This window comes from Hymenobacter qilianensis (genome assembly GCF_014638675.1).
GTDB classification, from domain to species: Bacteria; Bacteroidota; Bacteroidia; order Cytophagales; family Hymenobacteraceae; genus Hymenobacter; species Hymenobacter qilianensis.
In genome coordinates this window covers 537,492-552,234 of sequence record NZ_BMFN01000003.1, presented here as the reverse complement: position 1 = coordinate 552,234, position 14,743 = coordinate 537,492, and the positions used below count along the sequence as shown (strand labels likewise).

General features: G+C 55.6%; 11 protein-coding genes. 6 read left to right on the top strand and 5 right to left on the bottom strand.

The window, feature by feature from the left end; all coding sequences use genetic code 11:
* Positions 1-165: 165 nt before the first annotated feature.
* A complete protein-coding gene (locus IEW06_RS16735) occupies positions 166-1,980 on the bottom strand; it encodes a M1 family metallopeptidase (protein WP_187731680.1) in 1,815 nt (604 codons plus the stop codon).
* Between the two features lie 281 nt (positions 1,981-2,261).
* On the opposite strand from IEW06_RS16735, the gene IEW06_RS16730 reads away from it, so the two are divergent.
* From IEW06_RS16730 to IEW06_RS16720, 3 genes are all read left to right on the top strand, one after another.
* Positions 2,262-4,019: a L,D-transpeptidase family protein gene (locus tag IEW06_RS16730; protein ID WP_188548620.1), complete on the top strand. Its 1,758-nt coding sequence runs from the start codon at positions 2,262-2,264 to the stop codon at positions 4,017-4,019.
* A 367-nt stretch (positions 4,020-4,386) separates the two neighbouring features.
* Positions 4,387-5,043, top strand: coding sequence for a helix-turn-helix domain-containing protein (locus IEW06_RS16725; protein ID WP_187731683.1), 657 nt, complete (start codon positions 4,387-4,389; stop codon positions 5,041-5,043).
* An 832-nt stretch (positions 5,044-5,875) separates the two neighbouring features.
* Positions 5,876-6,055, top strand: a complete 180-nt coding sequence (locus IEW06_RS16720; RefSeq protein ID WP_188548619.1) for a hypothetical protein — start codon at positions 5,876-5,878, stop codon at positions 6,053-6,055.
* Between the two features lie 138 nt (positions 6,056-6,193).
* Here the strand turns inward: IEW06_RS16720 and IEW06_RS16715 are convergent, their stop codons facing one another.
* Both IEW06_RS16715 and IEW06_RS16710 read right to left on the bottom strand, forming a co-directional pair.
* Complete coding sequence (locus IEW06_RS16715; RefSeq protein WP_187731685.1) at positions 6,194-6,697, bottom strand: hypothetical protein; 504 nt, start codon at positions 6,695-6,697, stop codon at positions 6,194-6,196.
* A 132-nt stretch (positions 6,698-6,829) separates the two neighbouring features.
* Positions 6,830-8,242, bottom strand: a complete 1,413-nt coding sequence (locus tag IEW06_RS16710; RefSeq protein ID WP_188548618.1) for a DEAD/DEAH box helicase — start codon at positions 8,240-8,242, stop codon at positions 6,830-6,832.
* Positions 8,243-8,458: 216 nt separating this feature from the next.
* Between IEW06_RS16710 and IEW06_RS16705 the strand changes: the two genes are divergently transcribed.
* Positions 8,459-8,983 (top strand): NUDIX domain-containing protein, encoded by a 525-nt coding sequence (locus tag IEW06_RS16705; protein ID WP_187731687.1) that lies wholly within the window; start codon positions 8,459-8,461, stop codon positions 8,981-8,983.
* Positions 8,984-9,097: 114 nt separating this feature from the next.
* Here IEW06_RS16705 and IEW06_RS16700 read toward each other — a convergent pair whose 3' ends face one another.
* The gene (locus IEW06_RS16700) at positions 9,098-9,682 is read right to left on the bottom strand and encodes a hypothetical protein (RefSeq protein ID WP_187731688.1); all 585 of its coding nucleotides are present in this window, start codon (positions 9,680-9,682) and stop codon (positions 9,098-9,100) included.
* 359 nt (positions 9,683-10,041) lie between these two features.
* Here IEW06_RS16700 and IEW06_RS16695 point away from each other — a divergent pair, with 359 nt between their 5' ends.
* Both IEW06_RS16695 and IEW06_RS16690 read left to right on the top strand, forming a co-directional pair.
* Positions 10,042-11,040, top strand: coding sequence for a glycosyltransferase family protein (locus tag IEW06_RS16695; protein ID WP_187731689.1), 999 nt, complete (start codon positions 10,042-10,044; stop codon positions 11,038-11,040).
* 236 nt (positions 11,041-11,276) lie between these two features.
* On the top strand, positions 11,277-14,096 hold the full coding sequence (locus IEW06_RS16690) for a PAS domain-containing protein (RefSeq protein WP_188548617.1): 2,820 nt from the start codon (positions 11,277-11,279) through the stop codon (positions 14,094-14,096).
* 21 nt (positions 14,097-14,117) lie between these two features.
* Here IEW06_RS16690 and IEW06_RS16685 read toward each other — a convergent pair whose 3' ends face one another.
* Positions 14,118-14,717: a hypothetical protein gene (locus tag IEW06_RS16685; protein ID WP_187731691.1), complete on the bottom strand. Its 600-nt coding sequence runs from the start codon at positions 14,715-14,717 to the stop codon at positions 14,118-14,120.
* Positions 14,718-14,743: the final 26 nt, after the last annotated feature.

Genomic DNA, 14,743 nt, shown 5'->3' with positions numbered 1-14,743 from the left:
CTATACTAGTTCAACACAAAAAACAACAGAGCAGTCAGCTCCAAATTCAAGCAAGCTTCGGGCCATGCGTGGCCTAGGGTAGCTCCCCTGGCAGAGCGGGTAACTGGTCGCTTAACAACTCAACAACTCAAATCTCTTACTTTCGGCCCTTTTTCTTCTTCAGATTTAGGCCGGGCGGCCCAGTAGCGCATCAAATGTGCTGGTAGCTACGGCGTGATAGTTGGGCCGGGCGCGGGCATAGATTGCCTGGGCGCGGGCCAGCCCATCGGGGAGGGCCAGAAGCGCTTTATAAAGAGGAGTTAAAAACTTACGTCGGCCTACACGCAGCAAAAAACGCTGGGTAGCTTCCTCGGCCGGCAGATGGCCGGTTGCCAAAGCAACCGGCAGCCAGGCAGTCAGAATTTCGGCGTTGCCGGATTGGGTGAGCGCGAAGGCCGCATCCAACTCTGAAATTTGCCCCCTGGACAAATCCGTAGGCAGCCCCTGTATAAAGTACACCCACTCATGCGTGCTCCACTCCGACACCACCAGGTCGGCGGCCGGCGTGCCACGTTCCCACTGCCGCCGCGCGGCATCAACCGCCGCGAAGCGCTCGGATGTTACGGCCGGGGCCCCGCTCGGAATACCGGACCCGTTGATCCAGGCGTCGAGCTGCAGCTTTTCTTCGAGGCCGGGCTCCCGATCCAGGAGCTCACGGCGCAGGTAAGCCACAAAGGAAACCGTGTCCATGCTCTGAAAACTGTGCTGCGCGAAGTACTCCTTAATAAAGGCGTCGAGGCGGGAGCGACCTATAAGGCTCTCCAGGGTGAGGAGGAGGTAATTGCCTTTTTCGTACGCAATATCATTAAGGCCATCATCTGGGTCGCGGCCGGCAAGGTTGAGGTAGAGGTGGGTGTCGGGGCTTTGGGGGCCAATTTCCTCTATGGTATGGAGCAACGACTTATAACCCAGCATCTGAAGCATAGCGGCGTAGGCGGGGCCATATAGCTTCTCCATTATCCGCCGCTCAAAATAGACCGTGAAGCCTTCATTTAGCCAGAAATCATTCCACGTTGCATTTGTAACCAGGTTGCCCGACCAGGAGTGAGCAAGCTCATGCGCTATTAAGCTGGTCAGGCTACGGTCGCCGGTGATTACGGTAGGTGTTACAAATGTTAATCTTAAGTTTTCCATTCCACCAAAAGGAAAGCTGGGGGGCAAAACCAACAAATCGTATTGTTCCCAGCGGTAAGGTCCGTACAAGCCCTCGGCTGTTGCTACCATTTTTTCCAGGTCTCGGAATTCCGAGGCAGCCGCTGGCAAGCTTACAGGTTCGGCATAAATGCCAGTGCGGGCACTGATGGGAGTGTAGCTTAGGTCGCCCACAGCCAGCGCCATGAGATACGCAGGAATGGGCTGCGTCATCCGAAAGTGGTACTCGCCCTGCGGGTCCTTTGCCTGCGGATTCTCGGCGCTCATCAGCGCCAGCAGATGGGCCGGCACCCGCACCCAGGCATTGTAAGTGAAGCGCACGCCGGGCGAGTCTTGGCAGGGAAGCCAGGTGCGCGCCAGAATTGCCTGCGACTGGGTAAACAAAAATGGCTGCTCCCGGCCGGCGGTTTGGATAGGAGGCAGCCACTGCAAAGCGGCTGCCTCGGGTGAGGTCTGATACCGAATGGTGACAGCCGTAGTCGCCGGCTTCACGGCTATGCGCAAGGCCTGACCCAGCACCTCGTCGGGGGCTCCCAACTCGTAGGTGGTAGCCGGACCATCAGGGCCGTCGAGCAAGACGGACTCTATCAGAAGGTCGCGGGCATCCAGATAAATATCGGGGGCACCGCCGGGGTTGCTAAACTGCCACGTGGCCTGACCCGTGAGTGCCTGCGCCGTAAAGTCAACGCTTAGCTCAAGGGTTAGGTGATGAACCCGGGCTTCGGCAGGGCGGGCGTAGCTGTGCGGATCGGGGCTGGGGAAAGAAGCAGGAGCAGAGGAAGTGGGCATTGGCAAAATCCAAAAAGTGCGATTTAATCTTTTCCTCAAAAAGGAGGGCGAGGAAAGTAAAGGTAGCCAAAACCCTCGCTGGGGAGCAGCAACGCAGTATACAAGTGTGGAAGCAAAACATGTATATTGCCAACCGAGGCGTATTCGTAACCCTGCGGAAACTTCGCGGGGCCGAATGCAGTAGAACGCCCAAGCCGCCACCAGGGACCTATCTTAGGTTCAGGTTTGTTGAGGAGGTTGCTTGGTACTATTTGCGTTTTCTGTCGCTTCTTTATTTACATATGAAATCTCTCTTTCGCTTTTCTTTTCTCTCCACCTTCATGGTTTGGCTGCTGGGCCTTGCGGTGCTTGCCACGTCCTCATCATGCAGCCAGGATCAGAAGGATCAAATTAAAGATGCTCTCCCCGGTGCGCTCACTAAAGCAGGTGGCCCTCAGCCCAAGCTGGACAGCACCTACGTAATTCGACAGATGAGCGCTGAGCCTGCTTTCAAGGAGCACATCGATTGGGGCAAAAAGTTTTATAAGGAGCGGGACTACCGCCTGGGCTGGTTCCGAAACCATGAGCTGGTGCCGCAGGCCAAAACAATGCTTGGGGTGCTGGAAAAAGCCGCCGATGAAGGCCTGAATCCTAAAGACTACAAAATCAAGGACTTCGATAAGCTTTTTGCCGATCTGGAGGCAGTGCAATCCGATTCGACCAAGCGCAATGCCTTGGAAAAGGAGATTGATGTAGCCTTATCGAGCACGTATTTCAACTGGGCCTCCGATTTTTATCGGGGGACGGTAAGCCCGCGCGAAGTCAAGAATATAGATTGGCGCGTAAAACGTAACAAGATCAAGCTGCACAAGGCCCTGATGACGATCCTTCAGGAGCGGGAAAGCACCTATCCTTACTACGAATTTGAGCCACTGCACCCGGAGTATAATGCCCTGAAAAAGGCCTTGGCTGACTACCGGGCGTTGCAGCGCAATGGCGGCTGGCCTATCATTCCGGCTGGCACCAAGTTGAAACCAGGGAGTTCATCGCCGGCCGTTGCGCAGTTGCGGCAGCGTCTGCTGGGGGGCAAAGCTGAGCCTGAAGTGACGCCGGTGCAGCCCGTAAATAACAACGGCGCCGCTGCTGCACCGACCGCTAATACGAGTCCGGCCGCTGTCTATGAAGGCGAGTTGGTAGATGCCGTGAAGGCCTTTCAAACGCAAAATGGCCTCAAGCCCGACGGCGTAGTTGGAGGAGAAACCTTGCGTCTTCTCAATGTGCCGCTGGCCGATCGCATCGATCAGATCATGCTGAACATGGAGCGCTGGCGCTGGATTCCCAAACGATTTGAACCAGATTATTTACTGGTTAATATTCCCGATTATAAGCTTCACGTTATTGAGGACAACAAGGAAGTGTTCAATATGCGTGTGATTGTGGGCAAGACTTTGAACGCCACGCCGGTGTTCAGCGACAAGCTGGAATACGTGGTTTTGTCGCCTTACTGGAACGTGCCCATGAGCATCATCCAGAAAGAATTGGCTCCTAAACTGGCCAACGATCCTAGCTACCTAGACCATCTGGATATGGAAGTGGTGAAGGGATACGGAGCCAAAGCAGTGCCCGTCGATCCCGGTTCTATTGACTGGACCAACGTGAACGAGAAGACGTTTAAGTATACACTGCGTCGTCGTCCGGGCCCTAAAAACGATTTGGGTGAGGTGAAATTTATCTTCCCGAACTCCGACGATATCTACCTCCACGACACTCCCAACGATGAGTTGTTTAACCAAACCAAGCGTGGCTTTAGTCATGGTTGTGTGCGGGTAGAGGAGCCCATCAAGCTGGCGGAATATCTGCTTCGCAACAAGCCCGGCTGGGACCGGCAGACTATCACGGATACCATACAGGCCCGCAAAGAGAAGTACATAACACTAAACGAAAAGCTGCCCGTGTATTTGGTTTACTTCACAGCGTGGGTAGATGAAGGTGGGAGCGTGCATTTCCGCGACGACATCTATGGGCATGATAAGGTGCTAGCTCAGCAGTACTTCAACTAAGGATTTCGTACTTAGGCTGTATCTTCTTCGAGTGTATTAGATAAGGTTCTTAGCCAAAAAAGCCCCCCGCGACTTAGCGTTCGTGGGGGGCTTTTTGCTGCTGTAAATTTTAAGATCTGCCTCTTTGACCATCCTTTACCTGCTCCTGATGAATCTGTGTGGATAACAGCAAAATCAGCTTACAGTAGGCGCACGTAATTCTATATGAGTTTATATTTGACATTTGTAAACAGCTGTACTATTATTTACTGTTGTTAACATACGTAACGCAATGAGCATGTATAGTTTATAAATGTAACTAGTATCGTGATGCACCAATGATTCCTTCATACTCGTACATTTGTAAATCATTAGTCCAGCACATATTATGGTTGAGCGCATCCGGCAGATTTTACAGACCCGACAGTTGAGTCCTACTCAATTTGCCGATGCGCTGGGCCTGGCGCGTCCTATTATAAGCCATGTGCTTAGTGGGCGCAATAAGCCAAGCCTTGAGGTTGTCCAGAAAATAATCGCAGCCTTTCCAGACATATCATTGCCGTGGCTCCTGAGTGGGCAAGGCCCCATGATGGCTTCTGTTGCTTCTCAACCTGCTACCCTAGCTCCAGCCGCCCTAGAAAGCACCGCAATACCCGTTAGCCCAGGTCCAACAGCGGCTAAGCCACGCCCTAAACGCACGGCAGCACATGCCCAAGAAGCCACTGTGCCCGTTGCTACGGCCGCCCCGCCTGCACAGCCAGCATCATCTACTCCTGCCCCGCCGGCTCCAGTGTACGCCGCTCCTGCGCCCGAAAGCATGGAGGCGCCTCGGCCAGCTTCACCGGAGGTGGCCACTCAGCCTGCACTTGCTCCATCAGCGGCTGTTGCTGCGCCGCAAAACGCCCCCCAGGCACCTGCTACCCCGGCGCCCGCTTCCCCCGATTTGCTGTCAGCTTTCGCGGAGCCAGGCAAAACGATTCGCCGCATCGTGATCTTTTATCATGATGGCACCTTTTCTGCATACCAGCCGGAAATGCCCGGTTAGGGTATTGCTCTTGCCTGCTTAAGGTAGCCAAACTACTTAACCAACTCCCGGCGTATATCCCTCTGAAACCGCCTGCGTGAGGCGTTTTCAGATACGTATATAGCCCTGTTTTTTAGCCCTACAAGACACAAATATTTAAAATGCTGTATAAGGGGTATGCAGCCTTTTATACCAACCGAAGTACAATCAGGTCTGACCTGTTTTTATGGGTTTTTGGGCTGTGCGTAAAAGGTGATTTATCCATAGGATACGCATGAAAATTATGTCTGTATCAATAAGGATAATCATAGTTGAAAGCAGGTATATGATATAGATATTGTTTTGCAGATATTTTAATCATATATACCGAATAATCAGATGTTTACAGCAATTTTATCAAAGTAATACTAGTAGTATTCGTGTGCTGTTTTGGAGGCTGTGAGTTTATTGCTTGATTGCAAAAGAAGGGCTATAATTAATTGGTTGTCATTGCTGCGCTGATTTTAAGAGATTACTAAGCCTTTTGACATGGTTAATTCATGTTAAAAGTGAAAGTGACAGGAGGGTGGCAGGGCGCTAAAGGCTTTAGTACTAGCTCTTGAATGTGCCGCGAGTTTGAACGCATAGTGAGACCATCTATCAGGCCTGCCTACACGGCTTTTTTATCGGTCTTAATATGCTCGCTCTTTCGTCTTAGTTTTCAAATGTTATCTGGCGGAAGGGTGTGGGCAGGTGCATTGCTACCTCACTTGGTATATGGGATTAGCCATACATAACTTGTTGCGTTCTCAAAGCTGCTTTTTCGTTTAGCATAGCAGTTGGGAGTTTTGACGGGGGTGCTTACCTTTGGCGCATGAAAAAATTCCGTCTGCTTCTGCTGTTTGCTTCCTGCGCCTCGATCCTCATGACGACGTCTTGCTCAGTGCCCCCAAACGCTGAGGAAGATCCCAACGCCGATGCGGCCTACAAGCGTGCCCACCGCACGGAGATGTACCGCAAGGCACAGAGCAGCGAACCTTCCATTCAACAGTAGTTACTTCAAGGCCGGCCGCTATACTGGCCCGGCGTAGTAGATAGACCTCAGAATATAACACAGAAGCCCCACCCGACTTATGTCAGGTGGGGCTTCTGCATTGCTAGTCAGTTTGCCTATGAGAGTTAGCCCTTGTTATTAGTCGACCAACACCGTTGCTAGTTGCTCGGTGGTGGGAACCGGAGCGGGCTGGGGGGCAAAATCGGGGAGGCTGATGTCGGCTAGTAAAGAGTTTTCCAACAAGTCGGCCCAAGTGCGCAGGTAGAGTACAACGTCGTCGCGCTGATTGTGGCGGAGAGCATTGCGACGCTCAAAGGGAATTGCCGCCCGAATGGTAGGGTCGGCGAGGCGTTCGAGGTGCGTCAGATCTTCGCGCGAGAAGCCTAAAGCCAGCATTTCGTCAATGGTTTGATCGATGGGCAGGCCGCTGGTGGGGCAATAGTCGATTAGTTGGCGCTCCCAATCGCCGTAGCGCTGCATGGCGCGGGCGTGAATCTCAGCTTTCGTGAGGCGCGTGACAGTTTGGGCAAGGTGGCCGCAGTTGCAGCTGCCCATGTGGCCCCATTGATAAGGAGCCTGAGTAGCGAGGCGCTGAGCCGTGTCGCGCAGGGCCTGAATAACGGGAAGAGTGCTCTTAGCCATAAAAGGGTAGATCGGGTTGAGACAAGTACTGGACGACTTCCAAGAATATAAGGCTAAAGAACACCGTTTTGTTTCACAAAAAAGCGGGGCCGACTACTTGTCGGCCCCGCTTAGTGTTAGCTTGCTGAGTGGCTATCGGCCATTTCCGCCGCTGCCGTAGCGACGACGATTTTGCCCCCCACCACTGCTACCGCTGCTCGTGCGCTCGCCACCGGCGGGCCGGGGGGAAGAAGAGCGCGGACCAGCGGCCTGGCGTCCTTGACCACCGCGGCTCGCTGACTCAGCGCCAGCACGGGCTGGGCGTCCACCGCCGCCACCCTCGCGGCCGGGCCGCGCTGGGCGACCAGCCGGGCCCTTCGGACGCGGAATGGATTCGCGACCGTTTAGCAGCACGGGCGCAATAGCCGTGGAGCGGAAAGGGTGCGTAGCCACGTCGATCTGGCGGCGGATCAGCTTCTGAATGTCCTGAAGGTAAGCGCGCTCTTCGTCTTCGCAGAAGGAAAGGGCAATACCATTGGCTCCGGCCCGGCCCGTGCGACCAATGCGGTGCACGTAGGTTTCGGGCTCGTTGGGGATTTCGTAATTAATAACGTGCGTCAGCTCATCCACATCAATGCCGCGGGCGGCAATGTCGGTGGCGACCAGCACGCGGATGCTGCCAGCCTTGAAGTTGGACAAAGCGCGCTGCCGGTGATTCTGGGACTTGTTGCCGTGAATAGCTTCGGCGGCAATGTCGGCCTTCACCAACGTTTTTACCACTTTATCAGCGCCGTGCTTGGTGCGCGTAAATACGAGTACCCGGCGGATATTCTTGTCAGAAAGCAAATGCTCCAGCAAGTCGGCTTTATCGTGCTTATCAACCATGTACACGGCTTGGGCCACCGTATCGGCCGTGCTTGACACGGGCGTAACGGCCACCTTCACCGGGTTTGGCTTCAGAATCGTGCTGGCCAACTCCTGAATAGGACCAGGCATAGTAGCCGAGAAAAACAACGTCTGGCGAGCGGTCGGCAGCTTGGGCAGAACACGCTTGATATCGTTGATAAAGCCCATATCCAGCATGCGGTCGGCCTCGTCGAGCACGAATACTTCCACGTGGCGCAGGTCCACGAAGCCTTGGTTCATCAAGTCGAGCAGACGACCGGGCGTAGCAATGAGCACTTCCACGCCGCGACGCAGGGCGTTGGTTTGGGGCAATTGGCCTACGCCACCAAAAATAACGGTGTGGCGCAGCGGCAAGTGGCGACCGTAAGCCGCGAAGCTTTCGCCAATCTGTATGGCCAGCTCGCGGGTAGGTGTAAGCACCAGGCAGCGAATGCGCGAGTGCGACACGTGCGCTACTTTGGCCGTCTGGGTCAGAATTTGAAGAATCGGAACAGTAAAGGCAGCGGTTTTGCCGGTGCCCGTTTGGGCAACGCCCAGCAAATCGTGGCCTTCCAGCACCTGCGGAATGGCTTGCTGCTGGATAGGGGTGGGCGTGGTGTAGCCTTCCTCGTGCAAGGCACGGAGGATAGGATCAATCAGATTGAGTTCGTCGAATGACATTGAAAAAGATAAAAGGAGCCACCCCTAACTAGTACAGCAGGCGGCAGCCGACAAGAAACGCGGCTTCAGAAACCGGTCGAAAAAGAGAAAAAGCCCCCAGCGTTGCCGGGAGCGTAAGCGGATTGCGGCGGTTGAACGTATAACCAGAGCCAGGCGCCGCGCCTGGTTCAGTTATTTCCGATAAAATCCAACGTTTTTACGCCAAGCTTACGCCCTATGAACATAAAGGACCGGAAAATCCTCTACAAAGGCTTTTACAAACTTAGTGAACTCACGGTGCAGGATGGCCCCGAGGAGTACCAGCGCATCCGGTTCGAGCCCGGTGAGGCCGTAGCGGCCTTGGTGCTGGATACCACCCGCCAACGTTATCTACTGGTCCGTCAGTTCCGTGTAGGTGCCGAGGCCGACGTATTAGAGCTGCCAGCCGGCATGCTCGACAAGGAAGGGGAAAGCCCGGAAGAGGCGCTGCGTCGTGAGATCAAAGAAGAATTAGGGTACAAAGTTGATCATTTAGAACAAATAATCCAGATGTATCCATCTCCGGGGGCCAATGCGGAGCGCATTACCATCTATTATGCGGAGGTAAGCCAGCAAATCGCCCCCGGCGGCGGTGAGGCCAGCGAGGGCGAAAAGTTGACGGCGGAAGAATTTAGCTGGGAAGAGCTGATTGCCGAACCCCTGCAAGATGCCAAAACCATTATAGCCGTGCAGTGGGCCCAATTGCGGAAGGCAAAAGGATAAGAACGTAGTGAACGTCAGGCAGAGCGGCAGCGAAGCATCTCGCGTGTTTTGCAGGATTAGTAATCCAGTGTCAGCACGCGAGATGCTTCGCTGCCGCTCTGCCTGACGTTTAAATTAACCCTGCGGATCTACCACGTACTCGAAGTTCTGCTGGAGCTTGGAGTCGGTGATGATAACGGTGAGGGGCTGTGGCGTTTCGGTTTTAACAAATGGAATAGTCCGCTCGCTCTTGTAGAGGTCACGGTTCCAGAAGCGGCCATTACCAGCGGCTGGGGTTTGGCTGAATACTTCTTCCCCGGCTTTATTCTTGGCCGTGATGGTAAGCAGGCTAGGGTCGGCGTTCTGAGCACCACGCCGATACATGGTTACCACCAAGTTGCCACCGGCGGGCAGGCTGTTGAAACGGCGCTGATATGTCGTGTCGGCCCAGTTATTCATCTTGCGCAGGGCGTTGATTTCGGTCAGCAGCTCCTCGTAGGGGCGATAAGCCAGGCGCGTGGCGGTGCCAGCGGCTTCGGAGTCTTCGCCCGTATTCTTAGTCACGTTGGAGATATAAGCGCAGTCTTTATCCTTTTGGGGAATCATATAGCGCTGTTTGCGCTCTTCCTTCTCCTTTTCTTTGTCCTTGGACTTTTGGCTTTTTTGGGCCGTAGCAGCAAAGGATGATACGAGGCAGCAGAGGAGTAAAAGTTTTTTCATGGAAATAAGTAAGAAGGAAAAATGAGCCTGCGCTGTAGCGCGATAAAAGCAGGAGTGGAGTGCCGCCCCAAGCTGAAGCTTGACGGCATAGCCGCGCCATAGCAAAAAGCATGACAAACCTATTATAACGGGGTAACGCTGGGGTCATGGGCCGCCCTGATCTTTGCGGCGGGTCTGCTTCGGCCGATCAGGTGACTGGCGCTCCGGAAGCGGCGCTGGTCGTAGAAATCAGGATTGGAAAGTAGACTTAATGTTGCTTTATAAAGCCCGATCTACATATAACCCAAATAAATGCCGAAATAGCACGGAGCTTGCTACCTCAACAGTTGCTCTATTATTTCACGTTTAATCTCATTCTCTTGCCCCGTATTCTTTACGCCATTCAAGGCACCGGCAACGGCCACCTGAGCCGGGCCCGCGATATTATTCCGCTGCTTCAGGAGCGCGCCTCCCACCTCGATGTGCTCGTGAGCGGTCCGCCGGCCGACCTGGCCTTGCCCTTTCCGGTGCAGTATCAGTTTCACGGCATGGGCTTCGTGTTTGGAAAAAGTGGCGGTATCAGCTTTACCAAAACATTTGGACAAGTAAATGCTCCCGCTTTCGTGCGCGAGATGCGGCAGTTGCCGGTAGAGCAGTACGATCTGGTTATCAACGACTTCGAGCCGGTGTCGGCGTGGGCGTGCCGGTTGCGCCATGTGCCGTGCATTTCCCTGAGCCATCAGAGCGCTGTGCTGACCAAAAATGCCCCCCGGCCCAAGCGTCCCGACGTGGTTGGCCGTATGGTGCTACGCCACTACGCCCCCGCCACGGCTCACTACGGCTTTCACTTCGAGCGCTACGATGAAGGCACGTACACGCCCGTCATCCGGGGGCAGGTGCGCGCCCTGACTCCTGCCAATGAGGAGCACTACACAGTGTATCTGCCGGCATACGACGAGGCAACGCTGGTGGCGCGCCTGCGCTACCTCAGCCGTACCACGCGCTGGGAGGTATTCAGCAAGCACAGCCAAAAGGAAGCGGAGTACGGCAATGTGCGCGTACGCCCCGTAAGCGGCGCGGCCTTCACCGATAGCCTCGCCCGTAGCGCCGGTGTGCTGTGCGGGGCCGGTTTCGAGACGCCCGCCGAGGCACTCTTTCTGGGCAAGAAGCTGGCTGTGGTGCCCATGAAAAACCAGTATGAGCAGGCGTGCAACGCCGCCGCGCTGGCCAGGATGGGCGTGCCTGTAGTGAAAGGACTCAAAGACAAGCACCTCGATGGCCTCGACCAATGGCTGCAGTTTGGTGAGCCCATTCCCGTAAACTATCCCGACGAAACCGCTGCTGTGCTGGACAAGCTGCTGCGCGAACACTTAAAATAAGCGCTGGGGGGCTTTTTCAGGAGGCGAGTGTTACATCTGCTGCTTATATAACTTCCTGATTCTTGTAGCTGGTTAAGATAATAAGCTTAAAAAAAGTGTTCAGAACTTCGCCCTAAGCTGAGAAGTCTGAGCACTTTTTTGGTTTATGCTCCTTACAGCGCTGTTATCTTAGCTCTCCAGCTTGCGCTGTTCGTGCGGGCCCCTATGCCCGTCGCCTTTGTTTTCTCTGCCACAAAATGCTCCATTCTGACACTGTCCCGAACTCACTTATGCCTGGTCTGCATGACCTGCAGCCGCTGGATGAGGTGCTACGGGGCGTGCTCGATGTATCGCTTACCGGGCTGATTATTTATCGTCCGGTATACGATGCGGATGGCAGCGGCAGCGTCGTTGATTTTGCTTTTGCGTACGTGAACCCTGCCGCCCAGCGCATGCTGAGCCTGCCTGAGCAGCCCGCCCTGACGCACTTGCAGCACTGGCCGCGAAGTCAGGCATATGGCACGTTCGCCCTCCATCTCCACGCGTTCGAGTCCGGGGAGCCTGGGCAGCAAGATGTGCAGTACCAGGCCGATGGCTACCAAAATTACTACCGCCTGGCCGTCCGCCGCTCGGGCCAGAGCTTACTGGTAAGCCTGAGCGATACGCCCGACCAACCCCGCACCCTCATAGAAGTAGCTCAGGCCCAAGCCGAAGTTCAACGGCAAGGGCAGCAGCTGCAACGGCTGTTTATGGAAGCGCCCGCTGCCATCTGCATTCTCTCGGGGCCTGACTTTGTATTTGAGCTGGTAAACCCCGGCTACCAGCGTCTGTTGCCGGGGCGGCAGCTGCTGGGGCTGCCCTTTGTGGAGGCGGTGCCCGAGCTAGCCAATCATTCGTCGGTGGAGGTGTTCCGTCAAATTTATCAGACAGGCGTAACACACGAAGAGCTTGGCATCCTCGTTCCCGTTGCCAGGCCCGATGGGGTGCTGGAGGACCGTTATTTCAACTACATTCAACAGGCCCGCCGCAATGAGCGCGGACAGATTGACGGCATACTCGTGTTTGCCTTTGAGGTAACCGAGCAGTTTTGTGCCCGTCAGCAGGCCGAAGCACTCCAGTCGGAGCTGCGGGCGGGTGCCGAGCGCCAGGCCCAAGCCAGCAAAGCCATCTATCAGATATTCGAGCACACCCCGGCTGCCATCTGCATTCATCGCGGGCCCGAGCATCGCTACGAGTATGTCAACGCCGCCTATCAGGCTTTCTTCCCCGACCGCCAGCTGCTTGGTCTCTCCGTAGCCGAAGCATTGCCTGAAACCGTAGAGGCGGGCGTTGTGGACTTGCTGGATAACGTTTACCATACCGGAGAAACCTACTTCGGTGAGGAGTTGCCCTTGCTGATTGCCCAGCCCGATGGCCGTCCGCCCAAGCAGATGTACTTCACTTTTACCTACCAGGCTTACCGCGAAAACGGCGAGATTGTGGGCATCTCCACCTTCGCCTACAATGTGGCCGACCAGGTACTGGCCCGCCAGCGGCGCGAGGCCCAGCAGCGGCAGCTGGATCAGCTATTCATGCAAGCGCCCACACCCATCGTCATTCTCGACGGGCCTGAGCTGGTGTATCAGTTGGTAAACCCTGCTTACCAGCAAATTTTTCCCGGCCGCGACCTGCTCGACAAGCCTCTGCTGGAAGCCTTGCCTGAGCTGGCCGATACGTCCATTCCCGGCATATTAAAGCAAGTCTACCAAACGGGAGAAACCTATGTGGCGCACGAGTTGCCCCTGATGCTGGCCCGCTACCGAGATGCCCCGATGGAGGAGATTTACTGGAGCTTTACCTTTCAGGCCCGACACAACGGGCAGGGGGCCATTGATGGGATATTCGTGTTTGCTCAGGACGTAACGGCGCAGGTGCTGGCCCGGCGCATGGTGGAAGAGAGGGAAGAGTCCTTTCGCCTGATGGCCGACAACGCGCCGGCTATGCTCTGGGTGACTGATCCCGAAGGATATTGTACTTACCTCAACCAGCCCTGGTATACCTTCACCGGCCAAACTACCGCCGAGGCCCTGGGCATGGGCTGGGTGGGAGCCATTCATCCCGAGGATGCCGCCGCTGCGGGCACTGCCTTTGTAGAGGCAAACGCCAACCGCGCCCCTTACCATAAGCTCTTCCGGCTGCGGCGCCACGACGGCGTGTATCGCTGGGTAACCGACAGCGGATTGCCCCATTTTAGTGAAGCCGGCGAGTTTGAGGGCATGGTGGGCACGGTGATCGATGTGCACGAGCAGAAGCTGGCCGAGCTGGCGTTGCAGCGCCTGACCAAAAAGCTGCGCACCTCCCGCGACAAAGCCCAGGCCCTGAACGCGGAGCTGCAAACCGCCAACGACCAACTCACCCGCATCAACGTCGACCTGGACAACTTTATTTACACGGCCTCCCACGACCTGAAAGCGCCTATTACCAACATCGAGGGCCTGGTAAGTGTGTTATCGGGAGAGTTGCCCACGAAAGACCGGTCGGGCGAAGTAGACTACATTCTGGAGCTGATGCAGGGCGCAGTGGACCGCTTCAAATCCACCATCAATCACCTAACTGACGTTTCGAAGCTGCAAAAGGAGCATGGGCAGGCCGTTAGTCAGGTGATGCTGGCGGAAGTAGTGGAAGATGTGCGCTTGGATCTGGCTCCTTTGCTTCAGGAAGCCGATGCGCAGTTGAAAGTGGATGTGCTGCGTTGTCCGGTGGTTGCTTTTTCGGAGAAAAACCTGCGCTCCGTGGTTTATAACCTGCTCAGCAACGCCCTCAAATACCGCCATCCCGACCGCCCGGCGCAGGTAAGCCTGCACTGCCACGAAGAAGATGCGCACGTGGTGATGAAAGTACAGGACAACGGCCTAGGCATTGATTTGACGCGTGAGCGTCAGCTGTTTCAGATGTTTCAGCGCTTCCACACGCACGTGGAAGGCTCGGGCGTGGGCTTGTATATGGTCAAGAAGATGGTGGAGAATGCGGGGGGCAAAATTGAGGTGGAAAGCGAAGTAGGAGTGGGCTCTACCTTCACGGTTTACTTCAAGCGCTAAAAGCCAACTTGCTGTCTGGCTTTAAAAGCGGGTTTTGGTCGTGAAGCCTTTGCCGTTTGTGATGGATACCTGCTTGAAGCCGAGCTCGGTCAGCTCGCTGCGCACCTGCTCGAGCACGAAATCCTTGTTGTCTTCATTGAATGCGGGCGAGGAAAGGGTAATATTCTCGGCCTGAGCACCCGAGACGCGGGCCCGGACGTTCAGCTCATCCGAGATAGCGTCTTCGGGCAATTCCTGGGCATAGTATTTCTTGAACTCGTCGGGCAGCTGGTCGGCGTGGGCGCGGCGGGCGGCTATGGCTATCCGGTTTTCGGCGGCTCGCTGCTTGGCGGCCGCTATTTCAGCCGGGGAAGGCTGGGGAGGAGCGGGGGGCGTGGGGGGCAAAACTGGCTCCTCAGCCAGCTCCTTTTCAGCGGGCACCTCCTTTTCGTCTGGGGCGGCAGCAGAGCTTTGCGCCAGCAGGACGGCGGCCACCGAATCCTGCATTCTGGCCCGCCGGGCTACCGCTGCCGCCGATTCGGTCCGGCGGGCGCTCACTGCCCGGCTGGTGGGCTGAGGAATGCGGGCAGGAGTTGCCCGCTGGAGTCGACCAATGAAAAATGCCGCAACAAATGCGAGCATACAAAGTCCTAGGATTCCTAAAAGGA

Coding starts and splice junctions, on each gene's coding strand:
- IEW06_RS16710 (WP_188548618.1), bottom strand. CDS start 8,242: ATGTCATTCGACGAACTCAATCTGATTGATCCTATCCTCCGTGCCTTG.
- IEW06_RS16735 (WP_187731680.1), bottom strand. CDS start 1,980: ATGCCCACTTCCTCTGCTCCTGCTTCTTTCCCCAGCCCCGATCCGCAC.
- IEW06_RS16705 (WP_187731687.1), top strand. CDS start 8,459: ATGAACATAAAGGACCGGAAAATCCTCTACAAAGGCTTTTACAAACTT.
- IEW06_RS16715 (WP_187731685.1), bottom strand. CDS start 6,697: ATGGCTAAGAGCACTCTTCCCGTTATTCAGGCCCTGCGCGACACGGCT.
- IEW06_RS16700 (WP_187731688.1), bottom strand. CDS start 9,682: ATGAAAAAACTTTTACTCCTCTGCTGCCTCGTATCATCCTTTGCTGCT.
- IEW06_RS16730 (WP_188548620.1), top strand. CDS start 2,262: ATGAAATCTCTCTTTCGCTTTTCTTTTCTCTCCACCTTCATGGTTTGG.
- IEW06_RS16685 (WP_187731691.1), bottom strand. CDS start 14,717: ATGCTCGCATTTGTTGCGGCATTTTTCATTGGTCGACTCCAGCGGGCA.
- IEW06_RS16690 (WP_188548617.1), top strand. CDS start 11,277: ATGCTCCATTCTGACACTGTCCCGAACTCACTTATGCCTGGTCTGCAT.
- IEW06_RS16720 (WP_188548619.1), top strand. CDS start 5,876: ATGAAAAAATTCCGTCTGCTTCTGCTGTTTGCTTCCTGCGCCTCGATC.
- IEW06_RS16725 (WP_187731683.1), top strand. CDS start 4,387: ATGGTTGAGCGCATCCGGCAGATTTTACAGACCCGACAGTTGAGTCCT.